Annotated in this window: 22 protein-coding genes; 3 read left to right on the top strand and 19 right to left on the bottom strand. The window is 46.1% G+C overall.

The window, feature by feature from the left end; all coding sequences use genetic code 11:
* Positions 1 to 4 precede the first annotated feature (4 nt).
* The 4 genes from ABEW34_RS01960 to ABEW34_RS01945 all read right to left on the bottom strand — a co-directional run bounded on the left by ABEW34_RS01960 (position 5) and on the right by ABEW34_RS01945 (position 2,137).
* Positions 5 to 241: a DUF3892 domain-containing protein gene (locus ABEW34_RS01960; RefSeq protein WP_430154603.1), complete on the bottom strand. Its 237-nt coding sequence runs from the start codon at positions 239 to 241 to the stop codon at positions 5 to 7.
* A gap of 351 nt (positions 242 to 592) precedes the next feature.
* Positions 593 to 805, bottom strand: a complete 213-nt coding sequence (locus ABEW34_RS01955) for a hypothetical protein (protein WP_430154382.1) — start codon at positions 803 to 805, stop codon at positions 593 to 595.
* A 327-nt stretch (positions 806 to 1,132) separates the two neighbouring features.
* Positions 1,133 to 1,864, bottom strand: a complete 732-nt coding sequence (locus ABEW34_RS01950; RefSeq protein ID WP_430154380.1) for a hypothetical protein — start codon at positions 1,862 to 1,864, stop codon at positions 1,133 to 1,135.
* A gap of 78 nt (positions 1,865 to 1,942) precedes the next feature.
* A complete protein-coding gene (locus tag ABEW34_RS01945) occupies positions 1,943 to 2,137 on the bottom strand; it encodes a hypothetical protein (protein WP_430154378.1) in 195 nt (64 codons plus the stop codon).
* A gap of 496 nt (positions 2,138 to 2,633) precedes the next feature.
* On the opposite strand from ABEW34_RS01945, the gene ABEW34_RS01940 reads away from it, so the two are divergent.
* Both ABEW34_RS01940 and ABEW34_RS01935 read left to right on the top strand, forming a co-directional pair.
* Positions 2,634 to 3,119: a hypothetical protein gene (locus ABEW34_RS01940; protein WP_430154376.1), complete on the top strand. Its 486-nt coding sequence runs from the start codon at positions 2,634 to 2,636 to the stop codon at positions 3,117 to 3,119.
* Between the two features lie 126 nt (positions 3,120 to 3,245).
* The gene (locus tag ABEW34_RS01935; protein WP_430154374.1) at positions 3,246 to 3,752 is read left to right on the top strand and encodes a hypothetical protein; all 507 of its coding nucleotides are present in this window, start codon (positions 3,246 to 3,248) and stop codon (positions 3,750 to 3,752) included.
* A gap of 38 nt (positions 3,753 to 3,790) precedes the next feature.
* Here ABEW34_RS01935 and ABEW34_RS01930 read toward each other — a convergent pair whose 3' ends face one another.
* A complete protein-coding gene (locus tag ABEW34_RS01930) occupies positions 3,791 to 4,228 on the bottom strand; it encodes a hypothetical protein (protein WP_430154372.1) in 438 nt (145 codons plus the stop codon).
* A gap of 970 nt (positions 4,229 to 5,198) precedes the next feature.
* Positions 5,199 to 5,435 carry a hypothetical protein gene (locus ABEW34_RS01925; protein WP_430154370.1) on the bottom strand — a complete coding sequence of 79 codons (237 nt, stop codon included), beginning with the start codon at positions 5,433 to 5,435 and terminating at the stop codon, positions 5,199 to 5,201.
* A gap of 256 nt (positions 5,436 to 5,691) precedes the next feature.
* Here ABEW34_RS01925 and ABEW34_RS01920 point away from each other — a divergent pair, with 256 nt between their 5' ends.
* Positions 5,692 to 5,853 (top strand): hypothetical protein, encoded by a 162-nt coding sequence (locus ABEW34_RS01920; protein WP_430154368.1) that lies wholly within the window; start codon positions 5,692 to 5,694, stop codon positions 5,851 to 5,853.
* 208 nt (positions 5,854 to 6,061) lie between these two features.
* Here the strand turns inward: ABEW34_RS01920 and ABEW34_RS01915 are convergent, their stop codons facing one another.
* The 13 genes from ABEW34_RS01915 to ABEW34_RS01855 all read right to left on the bottom strand — a co-directional run bounded on the left by ABEW34_RS01915 (position 6,062) and on the right by ABEW34_RS01855 (position 14,940).
* Complete coding sequence (locus tag ABEW34_RS01915; protein WP_430154366.1) at positions 6,062 to 6,283, bottom strand: hypothetical protein; 222 nt, start codon at positions 6,281 to 6,283, stop codon at positions 6,062 to 6,064.
* Between the two features lie 752 nt (positions 6,284 to 7,035).
* Entirely contained in the window at positions 7,036 to 7,257 is a 222-nt protein-coding gene (locus ABEW34_RS01910) for a hypothetical protein (protein WP_430154364.1), read from the bottom strand.
* A gap of 26 nt (positions 7,258 to 7,283) precedes the next feature.
* Positions 7,284 to 10,007, bottom strand: a complete 2,724-nt coding sequence (locus ABEW34_RS01905) for a phage tail tape measure protein (protein WP_430154362.1) — start codon at positions 10,005 to 10,007, stop codon at positions 7,284 to 7,286.
* Positions 10,007 to 10,519 (bottom strand): hypothetical protein, encoded by a 513-nt coding sequence (locus ABEW34_RS01900; protein ID WP_430154360.1) that lies wholly within the window; start codon positions 10,517 to 10,519, stop codon positions 10,007 to 10,009. Before ABEW34_RS01900 ends, ABEW34_RS01905 begins: the two co-directional genes overlap by 1 nt.
* A 297-nt stretch (positions 10,520 to 10,816) precedes the next feature.
* Complete coding sequence (locus tag ABEW34_RS01895) at positions 10,817 to 11,197, bottom strand: head decoration protein (protein WP_430154359.1); 381 nt, start codon at positions 11,195 to 11,197, stop codon at positions 10,817 to 10,819.
* A gap of 164 nt (positions 11,198 to 11,361) precedes the next feature.
* Complete coding sequence (locus ABEW34_RS01890; RefSeq protein WP_430154357.1) at positions 11,362 to 11,607, bottom strand: hypothetical protein; 246 nt, start codon at positions 11,605 to 11,607, stop codon at positions 11,362 to 11,364.
* A gap of 80 nt (positions 11,608 to 11,687) precedes the next feature.
* The gene (locus ABEW34_RS01885) at positions 11,688 to 12,422 is read right to left on the bottom strand and encodes a hypothetical protein (RefSeq protein WP_430154355.1); all 735 of its coding nucleotides are present in this window, start codon (positions 12,420 to 12,422) and stop codon (positions 11,688 to 11,690) included.
* A gap of 24 nt (positions 12,423 to 12,446) precedes the next feature.
* Entirely contained in the window at positions 12,447 to 12,740 is a 294-nt protein-coding gene (locus ABEW34_RS01880; protein WP_430154353.1) for a hypothetical protein, read from the bottom strand.
* Positions 12,712 to 13,029, bottom strand: coding sequence for a hypothetical protein (locus ABEW34_RS01875; RefSeq protein ID WP_430154351.1), 318 nt, complete (start codon positions 13,027 to 13,029; stop codon positions 12,712 to 12,714). Before ABEW34_RS01875 ends, ABEW34_RS01880 begins: the two co-directional genes overlap by 29 nt.
* A 33-nt stretch (positions 13,030 to 13,062) precedes the next feature.
* The gene (locus ABEW34_RS01870) at positions 13,063 to 13,320 is read right to left on the bottom strand and encodes a hypothetical protein (RefSeq protein ID WP_430154349.1); all 258 of its coding nucleotides are present in this window, start codon (positions 13,318 to 13,320) and stop codon (positions 13,063 to 13,065) included.
* Positions 13,321 to 13,456: 136 nt separating this feature from the next.
* Entirely contained in the window at positions 13,457 to 14,269 is an 813-nt protein-coding gene (locus ABEW34_RS01865) for a hypothetical protein (protein ID WP_430154347.1), read from the bottom strand.
* Between the two features lie 60 nt (positions 14,270 to 14,329).
* Complete coding sequence (locus ABEW34_RS01860) at positions 14,330 to 14,635, bottom strand: hypothetical protein (protein WP_430154345.1); 306 nt, start codon at positions 14,633 to 14,635, stop codon at positions 14,330 to 14,332.
* Between the two features lie 20 nt (positions 14,636 to 14,655).
* A complete protein-coding gene (locus tag ABEW34_RS01855) occupies positions 14,656 to 14,940 on the bottom strand; it encodes a hypothetical protein (RefSeq protein ID WP_430154344.1) in 285 nt (94 codons plus the stop codon).
* Between the last annotated feature and the right edge of the window lie 274 nt (positions 14,941 to 15,214).

Below are 15,214 nucleotides of genomic sequence, written 5' to 3'. Positions count from 1 at the left end.
CCGTTTAAAACAGCGGAAGCTGGTCCAAATTGTTCGTAGGATCGCCGTCCGCGTCTCCACGGATATACGTTTCGCCATCTCTGCCTTTGAAAGCATTCACGCCAGCGATCTGCCCTGCCTGCACCTCTTGCAGCGCCGTCTGGTAATCCAATACACGGCCCGATGATGTTTTAAAGCTAGTCAGGTCACCGTCGCCATTTTTCTGCACCGCTACAATATGTTCTCTTTCCCCGCCAGTCATTTCATTCGTGCTCATTTCAAGGTCGCCTCCTTCGGATTGAGAGCGGCAATTATCGCCCGCCACTCGGCATTCAATCAATAGGATGCACAGCTTTTGAGACTTTTATACGGAATGGACCATAAGGGGACAAAATGACCTGATTTTATCCAATATGTCAAAGGCACAATCGATTCCATTAATCCGTGAATATAATAGATTACTAGTTGGGAAGGAGATGATTTGAATGGGATACAAAAATGACAAAAAGAAAAAGGTAAAAGTTATATTTATTAAACCCGGTCAAAAATTACTTGTTATCGGTAAGAAGCATTGGACAAAGAAACATCATTGCTAAGCTTGAGGAGTGCTTGCTCATACAAGCGCTCTTACATACTTATATATTAACCGAATTACTAATTGCTCTGATACGTCCATTTCTCCATCGACTACACAATTCGTGTTATCCGGCTTACCATTAGGGCAGTATGGATTTTTCGCTTCTCCTTGATCGGTCCCGGCTTGAAATCTAATGACGAGGCTAACTTCGATTCCCTTCTGATTGCCATTCAGCGAAGACTTGGGCATGCTAGGTAATCAACCTCTGCTGACATTTACATGCATATCACAAAAAACAAAAAAATCCTGAAATCCATATTTATATGGATTTCAGGATTTTTCTTTGTATGATCTGTAGTGGGCTCGAACCACTGACCCCTACCCTGTCAAGACTCCCAGCCCTCATTTTTAAATGTTGTTAAAACGCTGTATCCCTTGATATTATTGAGTAAATTCTAGTTGCTTTGTTACCGAATGTTGTTTAAATCTGGTGCCGATTTTTAACTTATGGCACCAGATTCGGCACCAGTTTTCACCTTGTTAAACTCACTCAAATACAGCTTAATAGAATATCATTTAATCAGCTGGAATCTCTATCATGATTGTAAGTTCAAAAAAGCTAATGAAGTTATTTCCGAATGAAGTCAGCTTTGTTTCATGTCTTCTTGCTGAAAAGTGACTATTATATCTGGAAGACATGAGTTTATTCAAATGTTCAAACACTTGATTAACAACATCGTCAAGGCTTCTTATACCTGTATCAATCAAGCCTAGTTTTTCTAACTGATTATCTATGTAAGAGGTGTAGCCTTCATTCTCATAGTAAAGCTTCAATTCTTCTGGATCATCTGGGAGATAGTTACTCTCTTGTATTCTCGATCTTTCACTATATTTAATCAGCCGTTTTAGTCCATCAATCCTCAATTCTCGAAGCACATCAAAATAACCCATCATTCTGCTTTCATCTCTGATATTATTTTTGTATGTATACTCAAGGCCATTCATAATTAGGTCAACTTTTTCTTCTTCTTGCTCCTCAAACAATTCATTTAGAGTGAATGGAAATGCTTTTTTACGTATGAATTCATTTAATAACTCATCATTCTTTTCAATCATAAGGGATGCGATCGTTAATAATCTGCTTTCAATTTTCTTGACTCTTGCTTGGAGTCTATGCATCTTATAGGCATTATACAATTTCCCTATATACGGAACGGCATCTGCTGATCCTTCCAATAAATCGTAAGCTGGTGAATCAGGACTAATCCCTAACATATCAGCTAGTAATATTAAATTATTAGACTCCATTTTAACTCCTCCACATACAATAATTAGTTACGCATTTTATCTCCCCTTACTTCTACAACCCATACAACCAAATGGAAATTAATCGAAATATTTAAAGTAACTAAACAAACCTGCCATGACCGATATACCAATCACTGGACGCATCAAGAATCGCGGCAAAAACCACGATATAATCCCCCCAACAATACCGCAACAGAACATAACAATCAGCACAGTAAGCAGTTTTTCGAATATGATATCAGCGCCATTCGGCACATTAGAAAAATCTATCATCTATAATCCCCCCATATTATATATCGGACAACTGATGCTGGGAGTATATACCCAATTCGAATCCATAGAAGGAAATTATTGAGCGCAGCCGCTATTTCCGATGACATTAAGAGCTGAATTATATTGTGGTTTAAAGTAAAGAAATATAATTTGGTAGTCGATTCGTAGTTCTCGAAAAACGAGGATACACGAAACCCCTTGATACATAAGGATTTATGCAAAAAATCGAGCGCCCCTTTCGGGACGCTCTATTCATGGGAGATGTGTTTTTTCATTCCTAAGCGTGGCTGACGTTGCCTGAAACTGCTTGCTATATATAGTGTTCTACCGCCCGTTACTTGATGGTTTCGGGCTTTTTTTGATGCTTGATGAAGCGTTTTGTCATCAATTCGTCATCAAGTGGTGAAGGTTATTTCTTCCTAATTTCACATTCACCGTCTATCAACTTTCTATAATTTTTACCGATAAATAGTATAGAAAAGGAGGAGTTTGAAGAATGTTTTTGAGTGTATCAATATTAATAGTGTACGGTATATTAGAGCTAATATTTACTATTCATCGTTACCAGCTAATAAATCGCCCTCTTTCAAAGCCTACTGACTCGTCTCCTGTGCGTGCTCATAATGCAGTATTTAGAAGGCAACTAGCTTACGAAAGACTGCCGGAAGCAGAATTCAAAATTATAAGTTTGGCATTGAGATCGTTAAGTACAACCAGCATTGTCGAAAAGGTAGTTGATGTATACTCAAAATTAGTTATTACGACCTTTTTTGGGGTGCTGGCAATTTTAATGTCAGATAATACAGATATGCTCCCGCAGTTCACTAATCTTTCCCCCTCAATTTATGAAGCTGTAGCTATTCTTGCAGGTTGTGTGGCCCTTCACTTTTTCTTTTTAGATTGGAAAAACTCGATGACACACGCTCATCTAGTTGTCATTGATGAAATCGAAAAACGAAGTCAACACCAACCACAGCCTTAAGTAAAATCTTCTTATCGCGAAATGAGAGAAAGTCCTATATTCTGATCAAACCGTATGGGAAAGCATCCCTGCGGCTTTTTCTTTTTACTTAGGAAGATAAAAGCACTTACGAATGGAGTTAGACAGATGTTCAATCCATATGACTACTACATAACACCAGAAGAATATGAAGAGGCTGCGAAGAACAGCATTAATCGCGAAAATCTCAATCAACGCATTCGCTCATTAGGATGGACTAAAAAGCAAGCAATGACTAAAGAAGTACGTATTTATACGAATAGATCAGCTATCAGACAAATAGCAGACGAACACGGCATCCCGTACTGCTTAATGAAGGAACGCATATATTTAGGCTGGAGCCAAATCAAAGCGGCCACACAACCAGTTAGAACAAAGAGTGAGTTAGTCGAGCACGCAAGGCGCTTGGGAAAAGCTGCAAGGAAATATCCTATTGAACTGGCGCAAGTAGCTGAGCAAAACGGAATTCCATACTCTACGTTCATTTATCGAATGCGGAAAGGCTGGAGCCCTGAACGTGCTTCCACATTGCCTCCATCGCGTTCGAACGTAACCATGCGGTTAAAAGAAATACACGGAGATAACTACTTTAGCGAGCTCAACAATCGTTTTTAAACAAAATGAAAAGCCGTCCGAATGGACGACCTTTATTATTAATGAATTTTTTTCAGAACAGATTTTTCAAAATCGTCCCAATTAGGAAATTCGTCTAGTGAATTGTAGTACGTTCCCCGGTACCCAAATGTTTTCCCGTCAAACTCGCTATCAACATACCTGCGACTTTTTCTTTCGTCATCTGTTGCAGTCTGGATATAAAAAATCCTCACTACACTCATAATATCTTCTGGGGATTCCCCTGATAACGCTGAATAAGAAGAGACGTCAATGGAAAAATTCTCGATTGTTGACTCATCAATAAAGCACTGTAGCTGCCCCTCATTCTTGCCTATCTTTGCATTAAAAATTACAAGATATGCGCTGCGACACAAAGTGTAGAATTCTTCTTGATAACCGCCGTTCAATATTTTTTTATTCAGACCAGAGCCTTCTATTTCTTCGTTTAACTGTTCAAAAAATGTAGTTCTACTCATTTCATTTATCCCCCTTTACCTTCCAGTAAAACATTTCGACATCGGGAAATAAACTCCTCTTTAACCAAATCCAATCCATTACCGATGTTTAATGAATTCCGCACCCGCACAGCCCCGCGCTTCCGTTTCAAGCCGTTGCGATTATCGGACGATAATTTATACCTACATTAGACCGAAACCGTAACACAAGCCTGTACGGGCTCCAAAAGCGGAAGCGGAAGTAAGTTTTCCAAAATAAATCTAGCGACAAACTGGGCTCGTCAGCACCCACCTTTGTTTTGAAGCCCAGAAGGACCCAAATTTCAAAGGGATGAGTCATGGAGCCTTGCTGTTCTTATTTGACAATCAACTCGCATTCGTAATAAGCTAAATATTATTTTGATTGTTAAAGGTAGAGGTTTAAATCCTCTGCTCTCCAAGTTTACGATTCAATTAAGAGAGAATCCGATTCTGAATAATCTGCTTGCAGGTATTCAGTCGACCGCTCTCGCAATTGTTCTCCCGCTTATTATTACAAAGGGGTTGGTGCCTATGTGCATAATCGTAATTCTGTTGTCCCTGGTTGCTTCTGGAGAGCTGGTGTAAATAGCACAATATACAATAGAAAGCGTTAAGGCCAGGGGCAACGCCCAACTACAATCCGTCCACTATGGGCGGTTTTTTAATTTGGTAAATTACCATTTTAAAAGCGACCCGAACCAGCGCAAAACTTCGTTGGTCTAACCGTCCTCAATTTAATGAAGGTCCCGCAGCCTACAGCATTGTGCTAATATTTGTCCTGTCCTTGAAGGACTTCACAAATTCAAGCAATTCACATTACTCAGCGCATAATTGCGCCCAGCTCTCTGAAACGGCAATCGGTTGCCGCAGCATAAAGCAATCCAGTCATTCCGATTCGGAATGTCCAAATCATTTGTTAATCATTCCAGCAAAATAAAAAGCCGTCCAGGTGGACGACCTTTAGAATATCTTATTTTACTTTTACTTCTTGCACTCCAACCACTAAAACAGCATCTGACATTATATCAACCTCTTTTGATTTCAGAGTAACATAACACGATACGCTGCTACTGCCTTGAATTTTAGGGTATTTGATTATATCCGCATTGAACAAAGCAGTAATTTTTTCCGCCCCCATATCCCTGTTCACATCATGGGTCCTATCTCGAAAGCCGTCAGCATTATAAAATTCGAATCTCGCTAACATTTTTCCACACCTCCACCATGTCACATTTCGACAAGAGGAAACAAATTCCTCTTTACTACCTAAATCAGAAGGCTACACGAACCCAAATCATTTTGATGTCGGTAGAGCTCGCCCGACCATCCCCCTAACCTTGTGAATCGCCATGTTAGAACACTCGCGCCTGGTCCCGCATAATAGACCGACGGCCATTTACTCAAAAACGAGTAAAACCCCGCTTGAATCTCACTCCCCAAATCTGGCGGCTCAAAGTTGATCCGTGAGCAGCAATGCGAGCAGCAGGCCTTCCATTGCCAGCGCGGCAGATCGGTCATTTCATCGGGATTATGAGCAGCAGAATGAGCAGGAAATTGAGCATCAAGCCGCTGCCTGTACTCAGTCCAAGGTTGGCCCCGACCCATGCTATCCGCTTGATGGATAGCACCGAATCGTGCCCATGTCGGAATCTTCGTGCCCACTTGTGGGTACGGCTATTAATTTCTATCCGTTATAAGGATAGAATCCTTCCCCCTTCCGGCTGGAAGCGAACTGAATTCCCTAAATGAATTGGGTTCAATTGGAATAGCTGGTCACAACGCAAATATGCGTTTTGATTCCCTCTGCGAGTGGCGACATCGCTTACTGAGAATTTAGTAAGCGAATACGACGACATCGCCGCTTTTGACCTCCAAGCAATTTGGTACGATCTCGTACCATTTAGTGCGACGTCGCACCTTTTGAACCGGGTCCACCTCCGCCAATTGGGACGATGTCGTCCCGTTCCGCCTGTAACTCACTCCGCAATTTTTCGGAACGGGCTCCGAATTATGCAAGTCGTCAATTTGACGTTCCCCCGTTTTGGCGAGCGTCATTCCGACGAATCCATAATTACGGAAACGTCACCTGCTGCTAGATGCGACATCGCATCTCCGTATTGCCTCTATGCTTGGAGACGTCGCCAAGTACGCCATGAGTCCCACATGTGGAACTGATACGGTGTTTCCGCCAGCATACCCGCAGACGTCTGCGCATTCCCAAACGGGGAATCGTTTCCTCAAATTGATGAATCGTTGACAGGACTCTGCACAATTGCTGAGTCGCTTTACATGCCCGGGCAAAGGTTCCTCGCAATTTGCAGGCCAGCTCCGCCAGATAGGGGCAGGGGGGGCAAATCTCTGGAAGGCTTAGGCAGCAGACCGCGCCCAACTCTTTTGCGCGAAAAAGTCCTGAAATAGAGTTTAGAGTACGAAGAGCCTGACAATTCAAATTTGATTTTTCTGAACGGCTACCCGAACGTGAATTTAGCGATGTCGCTAATTTTGAACCGTACTCAAATTGAGTATGGCTGAACGGAAAATTCCGTTGAGTAAATCACTCACCCGAATAGTCGGGGCAGCTCCCGCAAATTCCCCGATGTCGGAGAAAGTGAACACCAACTGAACGGCTGCACACCGCAGCAGGCACACGCTCCGGCTTTCCCAGCTCCGCGCTCTGAACATCCAGTGAACAACAAACCTTGAAATTCATGACTCGTAAATGGGCAAGCCTGGTCAATTCCCATACCCGTCAATCTGACGGATGTAAGATATTTACTATCATTTTGGATCCCCGACCATTAGGAATTTCATGAGGGTGCAGCAGTCGGCAGAATTGCCGAGTCATTGTTCAATTTTCGGTTTTGGGATTTTGCCATATCCGAATCATTTGCATTGCTCCCGCCGTTGCCTTCGCCTGCTTCATTGAGCTGGGAAGCAGCTTGCAGCGCGAGCCCGCAGCCTTCCCGTTCGTTGCCCTCGTTGGTGCTTCCAGCTAACAAAAAAGAACGCCGCACAACGTTGAAGCTCATTCGTTGTACAGCGTTCCTATTTTTGACTACCTCAGACTAACCCGACGCCGCTGGGCCATCATCGAATCATACTGCCGTTCAAAGGTAGCTGTCGCCTTAGCGACTGCTCGCTGAATCTTCTGCTCGATGTCTTCCCCACCACCGCCGTTAATCGTGATATTGAAGGTCGGTGAATAATTCAAGCCCTCACCGCCACCGCCGCCTTCCGGAAGCAACCCCATTGACGTACCAGCCGACTGCCATAAATCACGGCTTCGCTGGCTGTTGTTTTCAGGGATGATCCACTCATTGGACTTGCCCTCACCGACCCACGCAATTTCCGGCTGTGTGATGTAGCCGCCTTCGGCGTAGCCGTTGAGCTTCGGAATTTCAGGGATGCCCATGTTCCCGATTGTTTCTCCGCCTATGCCTGGCACCCAATCAGGAACGGTGAAACTCATGCCGTTAATGCCTCGGATCGCCGCATTGATGCCGTCAATCGCTACGTTAATCGGGAATACCAGAATGGCTCCAAGGCCCTCAAATAGTCCTGTGAAAATATCCTTGACACCTTGCCAAGCTTTTTCCCAATTACCTGTGAAGACTCCCGTGACAAAATCAATAACCCCGCCCAAGATGTCCATGACGCTGCCTATCACTACGCCGATAGCATCAATGGCATTCGTGACGACCGCCTTAATAATTGGGAATGCGATGTTGAACAGCATGACTATGTTGTCAATCACCGGCTTAATTATCATGATGATAACGCCGAACACGTCGCCTATTTTGTCGGCAACCGATTGTATTTTAGGCAATATAAGGGCAATAGCCGCCGATATCGCAGGCATGACCTCCGTTGCCAGATAGTCAAATATTTGCGACAGGATCGGCCAGAGCCTGGACATGATGTAGGTGACAACGGGCATCAAGGCCGCTATGACCTTCATACTCACTTGCTGGAAGGTCCTGCTTATTGAAAAGACAATCGGCATTAGTTGCTTCACGATCTTGCCTATCGAGCCGACCGCCGTCATAACATGGGGGCCTATCGTATCCCAAGCCTGCAGCAGCCCGTCTTTAAGGCTCATAATTGATTCAAATGTCGAGCCTACAGCGTCGATTATTTGGAATTGCGCGTCCTTGTTGATGCCCAGCTTGTCCATGATGTTCATAGCGTCCATTTGGAAATCAAAATTGAAGCCGTCTTTGAAAAGAGAGCCCACTAACCCCGACACGTCCGCAATCACCTTGCCCATGCTCTTGAAAGACTCCTGCGCCGCTGGCAAGACGTCCTGCAGCCATCCGCTGAACTGATCCAGCAACGGGAGCGCCAGTTTAGAAAGAGGCAGGAGCAGCCCTGTTTGAAGCTGGCGCCCTATTCCCTCGAAGGCCTTTCCGATCGTTCCGTACTTGATTTTGGCGACTTCTCCCATTGTATCTTTCGTCATGTCGAACTGGCTTCTTGCTGATGTCATAGCCGTTACTACACGGGCTTCCAAGTCTTCCGCTTGCGTCCCGAATAGCTGGACAGAAACGGCATTCGCGACAACCGGGTCCTTTATTGCTGCAATAGCCTGACTTGTCTTTAAAAACGCCTCCTGCGCCGTCTTGCCGCCTGCTGCGAACTGAGCTGTCATTTCTGCGCCGTTTAATCCAAGGGACTTGTAAGCATCCAGCGAAGCTTTACTGCCGTCCTTGGTACGGATGCCAAATTCTTTAATGCCATCACCCACTTTATCAAGCGAGAAAGCCCCAGCTTCCAAGCCTGCCGCGAATGTATCGAACATCTGATTAGCTGAAAAGCCCAGCTGCGCAAAATAGGCGCTGTATTCGTTAGCCGTGTCGAGCAAGTCCATTGTTTTTGAGAGTGGTCCTTGCGCACCTTGGGCCAGCAAGCTATACGCCTCATCGCTCGTAATTCCGAAATTTTTCATCATCGTGTCGGCTGTCCGGATGCTTTCCGCAATATCATCCCCGAACGCGTCCCGGTACGCTATGGCGTTTTTCGTGGTCGATTCCAGCTCGGAACCGCTCAATTTTGTTACCCGCTCGACAGCAGCTATTGAATTGGCAATGTCCATGAAATTTTCGCCCATGCCCTTGTTGTAAATGTTGACCATGGTATCACCCAAGCCAGCCATTTTCGCTTGCGCTGCGCCCGTGCCGACCTGTATTTGAGCCATGGCGGTTTGATAAGCGTCTGCTGTGTTGAATATACCCACGCCAGCAGCAACGCCAGCAGCACCCGCAGCGAGCGCCGCACCACCAGCGACAGCCGCGCCGCCCATAAGCATGCCGCCACCGCCAAGCCCACCGAGACCACCTCCGCCGCCTCCTGCACCGCCTCCAGAAGGCCCGCCTGCGTTCTGCAAGTCCCGCATGCTTCGTTCAAGCCGCTCAACGTCCCGCAGATAGTTCCTCATGTCATTGCCGAACATATTGCCTGGCATGCGTATACGGCTGATCTGCAACAAATTATCCAGCAGGCTCTTGGACTCCTTGGAAGCCTCTTTCAGCTCCGCATTCATATTGCCCATTAAGTTATTGGGCATCGGATTGCCGCGAATCTCCCGGAAATTCCGCTCCAAATCATGAAGTCCTTCGTTCAAAGGTCGGAGCATGTCGCCAGATATCCGCATCGCGCCAATCGCATGCATTTGCTTGTCAATATCCCCTAGATTGTCCAGCACCTTGCTCATTACTGCATTGTAGGAACCCTCCAGCTTCGCGGACAATTCAAATGCTATGTCGTAAATCTTTCCTGCCATTAAATCGCCTCGCTTTCGCCCGGCTCATCGAGCATGTGAATGATTAGCTCCAGCTTGAACGGCTTGTATCCCGCAGCAGCCGCGACCATGTAGCCCATTTCCTTAATCGCTTCTGCCGGAACTAGCTTTTCCAAAGGCTTCGCATACAGCGCCGCTACGATGGAATCACCGCTAACCTCAAGCTTCAATTGCTCAAGCATCTGTTCGTACTCCGCAAATATGACAAGCCGCTCCTGAATGAGTTTCTTCAAAGCAGCATGCCCGCCGTCCAGCCCGATTTCCTCCTGATCCGAATCCGAAAGCCCCGCCGATGTATTCGAAAATAAGCGTTTGAGCTCTCGCAGCGTATGCAAGTGTAGCAATTGCACCGCCAGAACGTCCGCCATTTTCCCTTGCAGCACCTTTCCCTGCTTCTCTGTCCCTTTGAACCTCATAGAGCTTGATATTTTGCTGTTTTGCTTCGTTGAATAGGCCGTCAGTTTCTTGATTCGGTCCGTTAATGTTGTTTTCATAGTGCTCCTTTCTGGAAAAGGGACGGCATGCAGCCGCCCTCATCAAATTGCTTTCCTACTTTCGTTCGCTTACTTTCCTTACTTTCGCTTTTGAGAGCCCAGAAAGCCGCTTCCTGACACCCTAGCCGCTGGACGCTTTAATGAAGCGGTTTTTCAACACAACGGCCTAGAATCGGCTCCTAGAATCTCAAAAAGTGAAAGGGAAAGTGATTTTTCAAATTAAAATCTAGCGCCAAACTGGGCTCATCCGCACCCACCTTTTATTTTGGACGCTGGAAGAACCTAAATCATTTGGGGCTAATCAACAACCCGCTTGATAATAATTCCAAGCCTTCGCATCTTTGTTTCATGTGTCGCAATCGTATCGACACCACCGAACTTGATTGCAGCACGGTTGAACTCCCCGCTCATGTAGGCTACGGCACGAACACTCCTCGTAGTGGCGTCAATCATGTCGCTTGAAAGGATCGCATACACCTCGCCAGAACCATCTACACTGGTTGAATCAACTGGCGCAGTAACAGGCAGGCCGAATGAATCAACCCCTGTCAATCTCCCAAGTGCCGTACCACGGGTCACGATACCTGAGCCCGATTGAATAATGACCTCAGTCTCCACCCGTTCCTTTACACCGCCTGCTATTAAATTGTCATACTCTTGACTCTCGTAACTTGGCATAGAATTACCCCCAATTAAACCGCGCTGCTGCATACGGTTCACATCTGTCAATTTGACAGGGATGAACTCCCCAGTGCTAGCCGTGTGAGTGGGTATGCTGAACTCTCAGCGCCCTGTCGGGGCTTGCTCAAAGTTGAGCGTACTCCGTACTTCCGCGCTGCTGATTAACCCATCTTGGTGACCGCCATCGGCTGTGCTTTCAACCGCTGACGGCATTCCTCATTCTCCCGTTCCGCAGCTTCAACCTCATGCCGCTTGGTGTACTCGATTATCAGCACGCCGTAGTTATGCGCGGCGCTCATTACCGTGCAGCCGGGATGGTCCAGCTTGAAGCTCTCGACAACCTCCGCTTTCGGTCTATCAGTAATCACTTTATAGCTGTGTATTGGCGCTTCTTTTAACATACTCACGCTTCATCTTCCTTTCAGGGTAGTAATGGGGCTGTATCCTTGAATGAAATGCAGCCCTTGAATAATGGCGAATCATTCCTTTATCTGCCGATAAGATTGCTAAGCGTCCAAGATCGTCTATCTTCCGTCTTAACTCCGCGCTTTCTTGCTTCTTCGTCCGTTACAAGCTGACCAGTTTTTTCATAGTGCTGAACCCACTCTGGAAGCTGCCCTAATATATAAGCATTGTTTAGTTCAGTTTCGGTTGGAATAACGCACCGATCACCGTTCATGTACATGGAGCCTGAAACCTGCTTCAATGTAGGTCCACTTGGTACACCGGGATTCCGCAAGTCTTTTTTCGGTATGTCCATCTTGTGATAAACGTTGTTTAGGTCCATAAGCAGTTCATAAGCCCTTTTGTAATGCGCGTTTGCTTCTTTAATTTTGATCGTGAGCTGAGCGCGTAACGCTCGCGCTTCTTCCTCAATTTTTTGAATTGCTGCGTTTTCCTTGGCAACTTCTTGGCTATACGCCTTCTCAATGTCTGGAAGGAATTTCAGCAGCGTTTCATGCTCACCCGACTCCAGCACTTTCAGGCGGTCGGAATCAACCTGAATTTCCAACTCCAGCGCTTCCGAACGCTGCTTGACCTTGCTCAGCTCCGTTGTCGAATGCGGCTTTGTACCCGATGAGTCTTCCAGCAGCATCTTCCGATAAAGTGAATCAGACTTCGCCTTTTCTTCCCTTTTTTGCTCGATAGAGGCTCGAAGGTCCGAAACCTTTGCTGCAAAATTGGCTTTCCCTTGTTCTAATGCTTCGATCTGTTTTTTCAAAATAATTCACTCTCCTATTTTTGTTTAGCGGCCTTTTGCGGTGAGTTGATGGGCATACAAAATTTGCTCGTCCTCTGCCAAATCGCCCGAACTCTCATAAACTCTTTTGTCACCCAGACGCGCCTTGATGGCGTTGATTTCAGCTACGACTTCCTTAGTGCGATTAATCAGGGAACCTTCATATGCCCCCTCTTTAAATATTGCGGTTGCTGCTTGCTCCGGCGTGCTGCCCAGCTTGATTGCAGCGTCGATTAGATGTGCATTTTGCGGCGTGCGCAAATCATTCAATTCAGCGATTCTTTGGTTTTCTTTGTTCATTTTTATCAACCACCCTACCCTTAATTTCGTATAATTTGGCAAGCTCGCGAGCTTCTTTTACCCACTGTCCAATTTCCAAAAATTCACCGTTAAGCTTATCGAGAAGCCCGGCATCTTTCGTCCGCTTCATTTCATATTTCAGCACACTTTGAATACCTTTTAATCTCTCGACTTGAAGCGCCGGCCGGGAACGTCCTTCCCTGTGCCAAGTTCTAAGAGTGTCACGCGCCGCCTGGTAACTTGCACTAAAAGCGAGGGATACTCTCTCTTTAGTTTCCTGCACATCCATCTACCGAATTCCTCCTGCCAATAAATTAACGGCCTACTGTATTTTTCTCTGTAAAAAACTCAGCGCTACTACAGGAGCCGTCTGCCCGTTCTGGATCGCGAAGTCAATTACCTCATTCCCAACTACAGAGCGCATTGCTTCAAGCTCAGAAATGCGATGCTGCTCTGACATACCGATAACCTCCGGAACTGCCGATCTTACTTGACCCATGAGCGCAGCTGCTGCCGCAACCCGGTCGGGAATGTTCTGTCCAGCTGCATTCGTCCCGATGGTTCGATTTTGATTCACCATTGCTGCTTGCTCCTTATCCATTTAGATTTTGGAATGCGATGATGCAGCACGGAATGGCGGCTCCCTTATAACAAAATTCAGCGTTCCTCCACCTCCTTTATAGGATAAACCTATCAAATGTGCATTGCTCATTGCCCTAGATTCCCCAGCCATCCTTTAGCTTGTTGATGAGCTTCATCATTTCGCCATCGTCCTTTGTAATGTCCGGGTGAAAGTTTTTGCTCAAATGACGGAATAGCTTTTTGAGCTTCGCTTTCTCTTCATCGTTGTAGTTACTGGAAGCAGCGGCAGAGTAACTACCGTTTTTGAAGAAGTCGCTGTAATCGTAGTTACTGCTTCTTCTTTTCTGATACCTACGCTCATCTTCTTCCCTTTCGCGCTGCGCCTCTTTTATTCGCTCCAAGGATTTAGGTTTCTGCAACTTGCCGAAAACGTCATAACAGAAGTCATAGGTATCTGGACCATACAATTCTTCGAATGCCCGCTTGCTTTCGCGGTACTCCTTCAAAATCCGTTCATGCTCCTGAGAGACGCGATATTCTTCTGTCTGCTCGAACTCTTTCCGCACCTGGTCAATAATTGGATTGAGTTTTTCATCAATCATGTCCCATAGTTCTGCTGCGCTTATCTTCATTTCAGCGAGCTTGGATTCCAGCGCGGTTCGGGTAATGCAATCCCCGGGCCAAGTCGTCAACAAGCTGTAGTAACTCATCGTGCAAATAACCCATTGCTGCTTTCGCACCTTGCCCGCCTCGCGGTAACTGTGGTGAATGGATATTTTGTAGGCGTCGAGATTCGGGCGCTCAAAGCGCTCTTGCCCGTAGCGGTACGAATACTTTGTTCGGTTCGTACCCCATAGATTGGAGCGGCGGGATTCGGCAATTAATTCTTTATGCGCCCCGTAAGGAACGGGTTTCTTATTCGTCACTTTTTGAATAACACAGAACATGGTTCACCCCGTAGTTACTTTGTTCGCTTGCGTGATAACCACATGAGCAAGGCAGCTAAATTAATCGGAATAGCCCCAAAGCGCTGCGAGCTTCTTAAAAGCCCTGTTCCTGATCTTCATAAACGTTGCGCTGCTGATTCCCATTTGATCGAATACATCCTTGTCACTGATGTAATCCAAATCCTCGCCCATGTAGCGCCCTTGTATGGCTCGCCGTTCCATTTCGGGTAGTCTTCCCACCGCTTTATCCACGGACTCCACAAAAGCCCTGTATGCCTCCTGCGCGGCTTCCTCGCTGCCGTCCATCAAGTGCAGGCAGAGGCGGTAGCGGTTGAAATGCTCATGTAATTTGCGCTTGACTCCCATTCGGGTATTCCCCCACGGCTTCAAGGCTCGCGCACTCGCTGCATCATGGATTCCCAAAAGTGAAAATCCATTTCCTCGACTTCTGGCCCCGGTTCCTCCGGCTTCTTCTTGTCCTTCACCCACTTGTGATGCGCGTTAATGCGGTCGATGAAGGCGTCCATGTGGTCGGGGTTGACGTTCTTCCACTCTCGCAGCATGAGCCGCAGCAGCGCTTCTAGCGTCTTCTTGCGTGGCCGATCTGTGACAAGTGTCAATTGATCACCTTTGAATGTCACCAGAAACGTGTTCGGTTCTTCCTTCGCCATGTTCATTCTCCTTTCTGATTTAGGAGGCGACTTTTTTTATGCCCCTCTGAATCTCTCTTTCACAATTCAAATCCCTCTTTATAGGCTCTACTTATTCAGTCCCAAACTATGGCTGTGAGGGGATAATAAATAAAAGGATGACGCCCCCCAAAACGCTGCGCAGGGATGGCTATATATAAAGGTGGGTTAAATTCGGCCGTTGTGAGCCTATTTTCAAAAAGAGTCGAAAATAAGCCTCACAGCCTTGATATATAAGGAAAAACTTGAAATGCTC

The organism is Paenibacillus algorifonticola (assembly GCF_050481745.1).
Taxonomy (GTDB): Bacteria; Bacillota; Bacilli; order Paenibacillales; family Paenibacillaceae; genus Pristimantibacillus; species Pristimantibacillus algorifonticola_A.
The sequence above is the reverse complement of the archived record's forward strand: the minus strand, read 5'-3'. Positions and strand labels throughout refer to the sequence as shown.